Raw genomic sequence first — 11,507 nt, 5'->3', positions numbered from 1 at the left:
AGCTCGTCCCCGGCTTTCAGCGGGACATCCGGAATCACCTTGATCGGTGTTGCAGTGCTGCCAAGCAACAAGGGTTTAGCTGTCTCGGCGTGGGTTTGCAGCTCGGGACCGACTAGCTGCCGGTCCAGTAACTCCAACAACTGCCGCGCCCGGTCGGACTTGATTTGACTGACCACCTGTTTGCCCAGGCGCACGGTCACCCCCATAGCCCCGATTGCCCGAATCAACAGCAAGTTGATCAACACCTCGCCGGTGATTTCTCCCATCACTTCGTTCATTTCCTGCGGCGGCAACAATCGAATCCAGCTGGCTATCGCCGACAGATAGATGAACAACAAAGGCTCATCACTGAGTACCAACAAGCCCTTGGCAATGGACTCGCGGTCTAGAGTCAGCAGTTCATCAAGCTCGGTTTCGGAGAGGTACTGCAGCAGTTTTTCGCTGTTGGGTTGGATGTGGAGCAACAGGTCGTAGAGTTGCGTGACGTTGTCCCACAGGTTGTAAAGCGCCTTACCCATTCCGCGAAGAAACGCCGTTTCCAGCATCCTGCGTTGATCGAGCGGGCCGGCGTTGCTGTAGGTTTTCCATTGATCCTGAAAGATGTCGGTCCACGCTTCGCGCAGGCGTTCCTCCAGCTCTGCAATCACTGACTGATAAGACGCGTACAACGCCCTGACGTGATCCCTGGAAACGTTGGGGTAAAAAGTGATCTGGTATTTCTGGTCGCGGGTACAGTTCTTGATTTCAAGAATGCCGCTTGGGCCGATGATGTGATCGGTCGGTGCGCCCATCGGGCTGCCATCGGTTGCAATCGCCTGGACCCTCACCGGCGTATTGCCGATGGGCACGAACTGCGTGCTCTCGAACATGTGCACCAAGGTCATGGAGCCTTGGGCCTCGCACAGGGCGACGACAGGACTGAGTTTTTTCGAGGAGGCAGGCGCGACCAGCGCGACCTCATTTCCTACCTTGAACACCTGCTCGACTTCGAGCGCTGAAAAGCTCCAGAAACGTTCCGCCCACTCATCAAAGGTGTTCAGGCAACCGCGAAAGTCACTGAAGACGCGCTCGACATCGACCGTCTTCACCGTCATTGGGGTCAGGGCCAGCCTGCCAATGGCCGGGTTCACGAAACAGCTCCAACAAGAACATCCATCTGCAATCCCTCGCACTGTGTATTCAGGCGAGGGACTTTGCAGCGGTTGTCAGAGGAGGGGAGTAGAGCTTATCCGGCGGTTGCGTGGGATGTTTCGACAAGGTGTTTTTCTGCAGGCGACTGGCGGTTATTGTCAGAAAAACTCGAAAAGAGTACAAATGTACTCCATGATGACTCTGACTCCCCGCCGTACCGCCATCCTGACGTTTATCCGCGACCGTATCGCGCAGCAAGGTCAGCCCCCCAGCCTCGCCGAGATCGCCGAGGCGTTCGGTTTTGCCTCGCGCAGCGTGGCGCGCAAGCATGTTCTGGCGCTGACTGAAGCCGGGTTTATCGAGGTCAATCCCAACCAGGCCCGGGGCATTCGCTTGCTCAACCAACCGATGCGCCGCGAATGGCTGGACGTGCCGGTGCTTGGCCGAGTGGCGGCCGGCCGGCCGATTGGTGCCGATGCCGAAGTGCACAACCGCCTGCAACTCGACCCGGCCACGTTTGCGAAAACCCCGGACTACCTGCTGCGGGTGCAGGGCGACTCGATGATCGAAGATGGCATCCTCGATGGCGACCTGGTCGGCGTGCGTCGCAGTGCCGAGGCAGTGAACGGGCAGATTGTGGTGGCGCGCCTGGATGGCGAAGTGACCATCAAGCGTTTCGAGCGTAATGGTGACAGCGTGCGCCTGCTGCCGCGCAACCCCGCGTATCAACCCATCGTGGTCAGGCCGGACCAGGACCTGGCCATCGAAGGGGTGTTCTGCGGCCTGGTGAGGCAAGGCTGATGGGCGCCGTCGTTGCGCTGGACACGCTGTTCAATGGCGGGCGTGTCTGGAAAGGCCGCCCCGTTACGCCCCCGGCCAGTGTGCACCCCACCGGGCTGGCGGCACTGGACGCCGTGTTGCCCACGGGCGGTTGGCCGGAGGCGGCCTTGAGTGAAATCCTCATGGCCAGGGAGGGGGTGGGAGAATTGCAACTGGTGCTGCCGACTCTGGCGCGTTTATCACAGGCGGGTGAACGCATTGTGCTGGTGGCGCCGCCCTATACGCCGTACCCCCATGCCTGGCAGAACGCCGGGGTGGATCTGCGTCAGCTCTCAGTGGTCCAGGCGAAAGAGCGCGACACCTTGTGGGCCGTGGAGCAATGCCTGCGCTCCGGCAGTTGCGGCGCGGTGCTGTGCTGGCCGCGCAAGGCGGACGACCGCGCCTTGCGCCGTTTGCAGGTGGCGGCGGAAACCGGGCAGACCCTGGCGTTTGCCTGGCGTGCCTTGAGCGAGGCGATCAATGCATCGCCCGCCGCCTTGCGCCTGGCCGTGGAAGCAAACCCGGCGCGGGTGCGGGTGCTCAAGTGCCGGGGTGGGCTGGCCCATCCGGCGCCCATTGCCTTGGCGGGGCACTGAGGTTGCCATGCGCTGGGTGTGTATCGTCTTCCCGCAATTGGCGCTGGACGCGGTGCTGCGTTTGCATCCGGAGCCGGATCAGCCGTTGGTGCTGTTGGCCGGCACACCGCAACGACGCGTGTTGCAATCGGTCAATGCGGCCGCCCGTGCCCTGGGCCTGCATCCTGGTCAATCCCTGACGGCGGCCCACGCCCTGACCAAGTCCTTTGCCCGCGCCGAATACGACCCCGCCGAGATCGCGCGCAGCCAGCAATTCCTTGCCGCCTGGGCCTACCAGTTCAGTTCTCAGGTCAGCCTGTATTACCCACGTGCGCTGTTGTTCGAGGTCGAGTCGAGCCTGGGGCTGTTCGGGCCGTGGCCGGTGTTCGAAGCCCGTTTGCGCAAGGCGCTGGCCGAACTGGGCTTTCGCCACCGCATCGTTGTTGCCCCCAACCCGGCGGCGGCACGTGCGCTGGTGAATACCCACGATGGCCTGGCCGTGGATGATGACGCATTGATGCAGGCTTTGGCGCCGCTGCCCATTGACCGCGCCGGCCTCGACCCCCAGGTCGCCATCGCCTTGTCCCGCATGGGCCTGCGTACCCTGGGCCAGGTGCTGGCATTGCCTCGACATACCCTGGCGCGGCGCTTTGAGTCTGACGTGCTCAAGCACCTGGATACACTCACCGGGCAACGGCCCCTGGCCTTGGCGTTCTATCAGCCGCCGGATCGTTTCGATGTGCGCATCGAGTTGAATTTCGATGTGCAATCCCACCAGGCGTTGCTGTTTCCCCTGCGTCGTCTGACCAGTGATCTGTCGGCCTTCCTGTGTGGTCGTGACAGCGGCGTGCAACGCTTTGACCTGCACCTTGAACACGCCCAGGCGCCGGACAGCGTGATCAAGGTCGGCCTGCTCAGCGCCGAGCGCGAACCGGCGATGCTGTTCGAACTGGCCCGAGGCCGTCTGGAGCAGGTGCTTGTCAGTGCGCCGGTGCGTGGCTTTCGCCTGGTGGCCGAGGACCTGCCGGTGTTTGTACCGCAGCGTCACGACCTGTTCGATGACCGTCCGCAACAGACCTTGCCCTGGGCGCAACTGCGTGAGCGCCTGCGCGCCCGCCTGGGCGATGAAGCGGTGCAGGGTTTGCGCTTTCACGCTGACCACCGTCCCGAATGCGCCTGGCAAACGACCACGGATCGCCACGTGTGTCCATCCCTGAACAAGGTGCAACGCCCCGGCTGGCTGTTGCCCGAGCCGACGTTGCTGGCCGAGCAGGGCGTACGGATCCTCATGGGGCCGGAGCGCATCGAGTCCGGCTGGTGGGACGGCGCCGACATTCGTCGCGACTATTACCTGATCCAGACCCGCACCGGCCAACATGGCTGGGCCTACCGCACCGTGGGGCAAAGCGACGGGTTGTGGCTGCAAGGCTGGTTCGCATGAGTTACGCCGAACTGCATTGCCTGTCCAATTTCAGCTTCCAGCGGGGCGCCTCCAGCGCGCTGGAGTTGTTCGAGCGGGCCAAGCGCCAAGGCTACAGCGCCCTGGCGATCACCGACGAATGCACCTTGGCCGGTATCGTGCGTGCCTGGCAGGCGGCGAAGGCGGTGGAGTTGCCGCTGATTATCGGCAGCGAAGTGCGCATCGAAGGCGGCCCGAAACTGGTGCTGCTGGTGGAGAACCTGGTGGGTTACCAGCACCTGTGTCGGCTGATTACGGTGGCCCGGCGCCGTGCCGAAAAAGGCAGTTACCGCCTGGTCAAAGAGGATTTCGACCCTGCGTTATCCGGCTTGCTGGCCTTGTGGGTAGCCGACGACCACGACACCCAGGCCTCGGTCCAATGGCTGCGGCATACCTTCGGCGAGCGCGTATGGCTGGCCGTACACCTGCATTGCGGCCAGGACGACGCGCGCCATCTGGAGCAGCGCCTGCAATTGGCGGCCAGCCTGGGCCTTCGCGCCGTGGCGTGCGGCGATGTGCATATGCATGCGCGCGGGCGCCGAGCCTTGCAAGACACCATGACTGCGATCCGCCATCACGTGCCAGTAGCCGAAGCCGGTACGCGCCTGCATCCCAATGGCGAGCGGCATCTGCGTTGCCTGACGTCCCTGGCTGCGCTGTACCCGCAAGCCTTGCTCGACGAAACCCAGGCCATCGCACAACGCTGTACCTTCGATTTGAGCCAGCTGCGCTACCAATATCCGCGTGAGTTGGTGCCCGCAGGATATGACGCCAAATCCTGGTTGCGTGCCGTCACCGAAAAAGGCATTGCCCAACGCTGGCCGAAGGGCGCCGAGGCCAAGACCCTGCTGCAGATCAACAGCGAACTGAAGCTGATCAGCGATCTGGGATACGAAAGCTACTTCCTGACCGTGCACGATATCGTCCAGTACGCCCGCAGCCGTTCGATCCTGTGCCAGGGTCGGGGCTCGGCGGCCAATTCGGCGGTGTGTTTTGCCCTGGGCATCACCGAGATCGACCCGAGCCTGACGAGCCTGCTGTTCGAGCGTTTCCTGTCCCGGGAGCGCAACGAGCCGCCGGATATCGACGTGGACTTCGAACACGAGCGTCGCGAAGAAGTGCTGCAATATGTATTTCAGCGCTACGGCCGCACGCGTGCGGCGCTGACGGCGGTGGTCAGCAGTTATCACGCGGCCGGCGCCGTGCGCGATGTGGCCAAGGCCCTGGGCCTGCCGCCGGACCAGATCAATGCCCTGGCCGACTGCTGCGGGCGCTGGAGCGATGATGCGCCACCGCTTGAGCGCCTGCGCGAAAGTGGCTTCGATCCCGACAGTCCGATTCTGCGACGGGTGCTCACGTTGACCCGGCAATTGATCGGTTTCCCTCGTCACTTGTCCCAGCACCCCGGTGGTTTCGTGATTTCCGAACATCCGCTGGACACGCTGGTGCCGGTGGAAAACGCCGCCATGGCCGAGCGCACCATCATCCAATGGGACAAGGACGATCTTGACGCCGTCGGCCTGCTCAAAGTGGATATCCTCGCTCTGGGCATGCTCAGCGCGATCCGCCGCTGCTTCGATTTGCTGCGTCGCCACCGGGGGCGCGATATGGCCCTGGCGACCATCCCCAAGGACGATGCGGCCACCTACGCGATGATCAGCAAGGCCGACACCATCGGTGTGTTTCAGATCGAGTCGCGGGCGCAGATGGCGATGTTGCCCAGGCTCAAGCCCAAGAGTTTCTATGACCTGGTGATCGAGGTCGCCATCGTGCGGCCCGGGCCGATCCAGGGCGGCATGGTGCATCCGTACTTGCGACGACGTAACCAGGAAGAGCCGGAAACCTATCCGTCGTCAGAGTTGGAAAGCGTGTTGAAGCGCACCCTGGGCATTCCGTTGTTCCAGGAGCAAGTGATGCAGATCGCCATGGTCGCCGCTGAATATAGCGCTGGCGAGGCCGACCAGTTGCGTCGCTCCATGGCCGCCTGGAAGCGTCACGGCGGCCTTGAACCGCATCAGGCGCGACTGCGTGAGGGCATGTTGAAGAAGGGGTACACCGAGGCGTTCGCGGCGCAGATTTTCGAGCAGATCAAAGGCTTTGGCAGCTATGGTTTTCCCGAGTCCCACGCGGCCAGCTTTGCCTTGCTGACCTATGCCAGCAGTTGGCTTAAATGCCATGAGCCGGCGGCCTTTGCCTGTGCGCTGATCAACAGCTGGCCCATGGGTTTCTACAGCCCGGACCAGATTCTGCAGGATGCGCGGCGCCATCGCTTGCAGATTCGCCCGGTGGATGTGCAGGCCAGCGACTGGGATTGCAGCCTGGAGCCGATGGGCGAAGGCCAACCGGCCATTCGCATGGGGCTGCGCATGATCGCGGGGTTTCGCGAAGAGGACGGGCGGCGCATCGAAGCTGCCCGTCAGCGCCAGGCGTTCAACGACATTGCCGACCTGGATACACGGGCCGGGTTGGATGCCCGTGCCCAGGCACTGTTGGCGGATGCCGGTGCCTTGCGTGCCTTGGCTGGCCATCGGCACACGGCGCGCTGGGCGGTGGCCGGGGTGCACAAACAGTTGGGGCTGTTTGCCGGGTTGCCTGCACCGGACGAAGCTGCGGTGATGCTGCCGGCGCCCACGGTGGGCGAGGATCTGCAAGCCGACTACGCCACCGTCGGCACCACGCTTGGGCCGCACCCCCTGGCATTGCTGCGCGCGGAGTTACGCAGGCGGCGCTGTCGCAGCTCCCGGGAACTGATGGTGGTGGAGCATGGGCGCAATGTCAGCGTCGCGGGGCTGGTCACGGGGCGGCAGCGCCCGGGCACGGCCAGTGGCGTGACCTTTGTCACGCTGGAAGATGAATTCGGCAACCTCAATGTGGTGGTCTGGCGCGACTTGGCTGAACGCCAGCGCCAGGCACTGGTGGGCTCGCGTTTGCTCAAGGTGGATGGGCGCTGGGAGGCGGTGGGTGAGGTGCGGCACCTGATCGCCGGACGTTTGACCGACCTGTCACCGCTATTGGAGGGCATGCATGTGCGCAGCCGGGATTTTCACTGAGGTTGTTGGCTTCTGCGCTCATTCCCCCTCAAGTGAGATGGATGAAACCATCCGTCCCTGGCATGCTCCAAAAATTGCGACTGTCTTTTCTCTGCGCAGAGTCGGAATGATGCAGTTTTTATTCAACCCCCACGGCTGTGAAGGTTGGACCGGTGAAATGGCCCGGCGGATTCGCGGGTTCGATTGGTCGACCACCGACCTGGGGCCGATCGACCGCTGGTCCACCAGCCTGGCCTGCACCGTGCAAATGATGCTGGCCTCGCCGGTACCGATGGTAATGCTGTGGGGGCGGGCCGGGTACATGATCTACAACGACAGCTATTCGGCGTTTGCCGGCGGCCGGCACCCGTATCTGCTGGGGACGCCGGTGGAACTGGGCTGGCCGGAAGTGGCCGACTTCAACCGGCATGTGGTGGATACCTGCCTGAGCGGTGGCACTTTGTCGTTCAACAACAAGGAACTGGTGCTGCTGCGTAACGGCAAGCCCGAAACCGTGTGGCTCGATCTGTATTACAGCCCGGTCGCCGGGGATGACCAGCAGCCGGCCGGCGTCCTGGCGATTGTGGTGGAGACCACCGAACATGTGCATTCGGAGCGGCTGCGCCAGGAGCTGACCCACAACCTGGAGCAGCGCGTTGCTGCGGAAGTGCAGGCGCGCTATACCGCCGAAGACCAATTGCGCCAGTCACAAAAACTGGAAGCCATCGGCGGCCTGACCGGTGGCGTGGCTCACGACTTCAATAACCTGCTGCAAGTGATCGCCGGCAACCTGCATCTGCTGGCCCGTCACGAAGCGGACAATGTCCAGGTGCAGCGCCGGGTTGCGGCGGCGATTGCCGCGGTGGAGCGTGGGGCCAAGCTGTCGTCGCAACTGTTGGCGTTTGCCCGGCGCCAGCCCCTATCGCCTGCGGTATACAACCCGCAGCGCATCTATGCGGGGCTGGGCGAGCTATTGCAACGTGCGCTGGGGGAAACCATTCATATCGACGTGCAACTGCCCCAGGACTCCTGGTGCATCAGTGTCGACCGCAACCAGTTGGAAAATGCACTGCTCAATCTGGCGATCAACGCCCGGGATGCCATGAAAGGCGAGGGTGTGATTCGCATCACCGGGGACAACATCATCCTCAATCCAGCGGATTGCGTGGGTAAAAGCATCAAGCCGGGCGAGTACGTGCGCCTGGCCGTGACCGACACCGGCAGCGGCATGTCGCAGGCCGTGCTCAAACGGGTGTTCGAGCCGTTCTTCACCACCAAGCGCGAAGGCCACGGTACCGGCCTGGGCCTGAGCATGGTGTTCGGTTTTGTCCGCCAGAGCGGCGGACATGTGGAGATGTGGAGCGAGGAGGGCAAGGGCACGGTGGTGCAGATGTATTTCCCCCACAGCCTGGCGCCGGAGAGTTTCGACGTGCCTGTGGAGCCAGCCCTTTCCGGCGGCGGCGACGAAACCATCCTGGTGGTCGAAGACAACGAAGGCGTACGTCTGACAGTGGTGGAAGTGCTCGAACAGTCAGGTTACACCGTGCACACCGCCGAGGATGGCGACCAGGCCATGCAGCGATTGCAGGGTGGCTTGCTGCCGGAGTTGATCTTTACCGATGTCGTGATGCCCGGTCGGGTCAAAAGTACCGACCTGGCCGACTGGGCCCGCGCGCAAAAACCTCCGGTGGCCGTGCTGTTCACTTCGGGCCACACCCGTGACATTCTCTCCAGCAATCATTTGCTGAGCCCCGATATTCATCTGCTGAGCAAGCCCTACAGTCCCGAGGCGCTGACGCAACGGGTATACAGCGTGCTCGCCGCCCGACAAGGTCGTCCATGACTTCACAGCGTTCCCTTCCACCTGTGACCGCCCACCACTCAGGTTTTGTCCGGGTGCGCGGTGCCCGCGAACACAACTTGCGCAATGTCGACGTGGACATTCCCCGCGATGCCCTGGTGGTATTCACCGGGGTGTCCGGCTCGGGCAAGTCATCCCTGGCGTTTTCCACGGTGTATGCCGAAGCGCAACGTCGTTACTTCGAGTCGGTGGCGCCTTACGCGCGACGGCTGATCGACCAGGTGGGCGTGCCGGATGTGGACTCCATCGAAGGCCTGCCACCCGCCGTGGCCCTGCAACAGCAACGCGGCACGCCGAGTGCGCGCTCGTCGGTGGGCAGTGTCACCACCTTGTCGAGCCTGATCCGCATGCTGTACTCCCGTGCCGGCAGTTACCCGCCGGGCCAGGCCATGCTGTATGCCGAGGACTTCTCGCCGAACCTGCCCCAGGGCGCGTGCCCGCAATGCCATGGCCTGGGCCGCGTGTACGAGGTCACCGAGGCGCTGATGGTGCCCGATCCCTCACTGACCATCCGCCAGCGTGCGGTGGCGTCCTGGCCGCTGGCGTGGCAGGGCCAGAACCTGCGCGACATTCTGGTGACCCTGGGTTATGACGTGGACATTCCCTGGCGCGACCTGCCGAAAAAACAGCGCGACTGGATCCTGTTCACCGAAGAAACCCCGACGGCGCCGGTGTACGCCGGTTTCACCCCCGAACAGACCCGCGAGGCGCTCAAGCGCAAGCTGGAGCCGAGCTACCAGGGCACGTTCAGCGGTGCACGGCGTTATATCCTGCACACCTTCACCCACACCCAGAGTGCGCTGATGAAAAAGCGCGTTTCGCAGTTCATGCAGGGCAGCGCCTGCCCGTTGTGCGACGGCAAGCGGCTGAACAAGGCCGCGCTGTCGGTGAAGTTCGCCGGGGTGGACATCGGGGAGTTGTCGCAACTGTCGTTGTCACGCCTTGCCGAGTTGCTAAGGCCGGTGGCGGCGGGGCAGGACAAGATGAAACTGTCGGTGGAAAAGCGCCTGGCAGCACAGCGTATCGCCCAGGACTTGCTGGAGCGGGTCAGCACGCTGATGGAGCTGGGCCTGGGGTATCTGTCCCTGGAGCGCAGCACACCGACCCTGTCTTCCGGGGAATTGCAACGCTTGCGCCTGGCCACACAGCTGGGCTCGCAGTTGTTCGGTGTGATCTATGTGTTGGACGAACCTTCGGCAGGTCTGCACCCGGCGGACGGCGAAGCGCTGTACCGGGCGCTGGAGCGTTTGAAGGCGGCGGGCAATTCGTTATTCGTGGTGGAACATGACCTGGAAACCATGCGCCGCGCCGACTGGTTGATCGACGTCGGCCCGGCGGCGGGCGAACACGGTGGGCAGGTACTGTACAGCGGCCCGCCCGCGGGGTTGGCGCAAGTGGAGGGCTCACAGACTCGCGAGTACCTGTTCGCCGGAAAAACCGCGTCGAACGCAGTGCGTCGTGAGCCCACCGGTTGGTTGAAGCTCGAGGGGGTGACACGCAATAACCTCAATGACTTGAACGTCGATTTCCCGCTGGGCTGCTTCACGGCGGTCACCGGGATTTCCGGTTCGGGCAAGTCCAGCCTGGTCAGCCAGGCGCTGCTGGAACTGGTGGGCGCCGGTCTTGGCCGTGTGGTGGAGAACGACGAAGAGCCGAGCCTGGAAGACGACGCCCCGCAGACCAGCGGCGGACGTATCGGCGCCGGGCTGGAGCAGATTCGTCGTCTGGTGCAGGTGGACCAGAAACCCATTGGTCGCACGCCGCGTTCCAACCTGGCCACTTACACCGGACTGTTCGATAACGTGCGCAAGCTGTTCGCCGCCACACCGGCTGCCCGCAAGCGTCATTACGACGCCGGGCAGTTCTCGTTCAACGTCGCGAAGGGGCGCTGTCCGAATTGTGAGGGTGAAGGGTTTGTCAGCGTTGAGCTGCTGTTCATGCCCAGCGTGTACGCACCTTGCCCAACCTGCCACGGCGCACGCTACAACCCCGAGACGTTGGCGATCCAATGGGAAGGCCGCAACATCGCCGAAATCCTTGGGTTGACGGTGGAGCAGGCGGTCGAGGTGTTCGCAGAGCAGCCCGCAGTGCTGCGCTCGTTGCAGGTGCTGCGGGATATCGGCCTGGGCTACTTGCGCCTGGGTCAGCCGGCCACCGAACTGTCCGGCGGCGAAGCGCAACGCATCAAGCTGGCCACCGAGCTGCAACGCAATGCGCGAGGCGCCACTTTATATGTGCTGGACGAGCCCACCACGGGTCTGCATCCCCGGGATGTGGACCGTTTGCTCAGCCAGTTGAACCATCTGGTGGAGGCGGGGCACACGGTGGTCGTGGTGGAGCATGAAATGCGGGTGGTGGCCCAGAGTGACTGGGTGATCGATATCGGACCGGGAGCGGGGGACTCGGGCGGCAAGGTGGTGGCTTGCGGCACGCCGCAGAAGGTTGCCAGAAGCAAAAGCAGCCGCACCGCGCCGTTTCTGGCTAGAGAGCTGAACGCATAAACAACGCAGGTCAACTGTGGGAGCTGGCTTGTCGGGTCGCCGCATCGCTGCGATGACTGCGGCACTGCCAACACAGATGCCACCTGACCCACCGCTTTCGCAGCCTCGCCGGGGCTCGACAGCTCCCACAGG

6 protein-coding genes and 1 pseudogene are annotated in these 11,507 nt (G+C 63.4%); 6 read left to right on the top strand and 1 reads right to left on the bottom strand.

Going from position 1 to position 11,507, the window contains the following annotated elements; all coding sequences use genetic code 11:
* Window positions 1-1,130 (bottom strand): annotated as a pseudogene (locus tag ACW9IB_RS28445) (type IV secretion protein Rhs); the annotation flags it as partial.
* Between the two features lie 184 nt (window positions 1,131-1,314).
* On the opposite strand from ACW9IB_RS28445, the gene lexA reads away from it, so the two are divergent.
* The 6 genes from lexA to uvrA all read left to right on the top strand — a co-directional run bounded on the left by lexA (window position 1,315) and on the right by uvrA (window position 11,375).
* Window positions 1,315-1,932 carry a transcriptional repressor LexA gene (lexA, locus tag ACW9IB_RS28440; protein ID WP_457416611.1) on the top strand — a complete coding sequence of 206 codons (618 nt, stop codon included), beginning with the start codon at window positions 1,315-1,317 and terminating at the stop codon, window positions 1,930-1,932.
* Complete coding sequence (gene imuA / locus ACW9IB_RS28435) at window positions 1,932-2,546, top strand: translesion DNA synthesis-associated protein ImuA (RefSeq protein ID WP_457416609.1); 615 nt, start codon at window positions 1,932-1,934, stop codon at window positions 2,544-2,546. Before lexA ends, imuA begins: the two co-directional genes overlap by 1 nt.
* 7 nt (window positions 2,547-2,553) lie before the next feature.
* Window positions 2,554-3,966: a Y-family DNA polymerase gene (locus ACW9IB_RS28430; RefSeq protein ID WP_457416607.1), complete on the top strand. Its 1,413-nt coding sequence runs from the start codon at window positions 2,554-2,556 to the stop codon at window positions 3,964-3,966.
* A complete protein-coding gene (locus ACW9IB_RS28425) occupies window positions 3,942-7,034 on the top strand; it encodes an error-prone DNA polymerase (protein WP_457416605.1) in 3,093 nt (1,030 codons plus the stop codon). Before ACW9IB_RS28430 ends, ACW9IB_RS28425 begins: the two co-directional genes overlap by 25 nt.
* A gap of 109 nt (window positions 7,035-7,143) precedes the next feature.
* Window positions 7,144-8,856 (top strand): ATP-binding protein, encoded by a 1,713-nt coding sequence (locus tag ACW9IB_RS28420; RefSeq protein WP_457416613.1) that lies wholly within the window; start codon window positions 7,144-7,146, stop codon window positions 8,854-8,856.
* The gene (uvrA, locus tag ACW9IB_RS28415; RefSeq protein WP_457416603.1) at window positions 8,853-11,375 is read left to right on the top strand and encodes an excinuclease ABC subunit UvrA; all 2,523 of its coding nucleotides are present in this window, start codon (window positions 8,853-8,855) and stop codon (window positions 11,373-11,375) included. The genes ACW9IB_RS28420 and uvrA overlap by 4 nt, the downstream gene beginning before the upstream one ends.
* Window positions 11,376-11,507 lie beyond the last annotated feature (132 nt).

The sequence above is a fragment of the Pseudomonas sp. SDO524_S393 genome, assembly GCF_054071875.1.
Note: the sequence above shows the minus strand (reverse complement) of the source record. Positions and strands in the feature narration are given on the sequence as shown.

Bases quoted from the DNA above. Each gene is read 5' to 3' on its own strand.
- uvrA (WP_457416603.1), top strand. From the start codon at position 8,853: ATGACTTCACAGCGTTCCCTTCCACCTGTGACCGCCCACCACTCAGGT.
- imuA (WP_457416609.1), top strand. From the start codon at position 1,932: ATGGGCGCCGTCGTTGCGCTGGACACGCTGTTCAATGGCGGGCGTGTC.
- lexA (WP_457416611.1), top strand. From the start codon at position 1,315: ATGTACTCCATGATGACTCTGACTCCCCGCCGTACCGCCATCCTGACG.
- ACW9IB_RS28430 (WP_457416607.1), top strand. From the start codon at position 2,554: ATGCGCTGGGTGTGTATCGTCTTCCCGCAATTGGCGCTGGACGCGGTG.
- ACW9IB_RS28420 (WP_457416613.1), top strand. From the start codon at position 7,144: ATGCAGTTTTTATTCAACCCCCACGGCTGTGAAGGTTGGACCGGTGAA.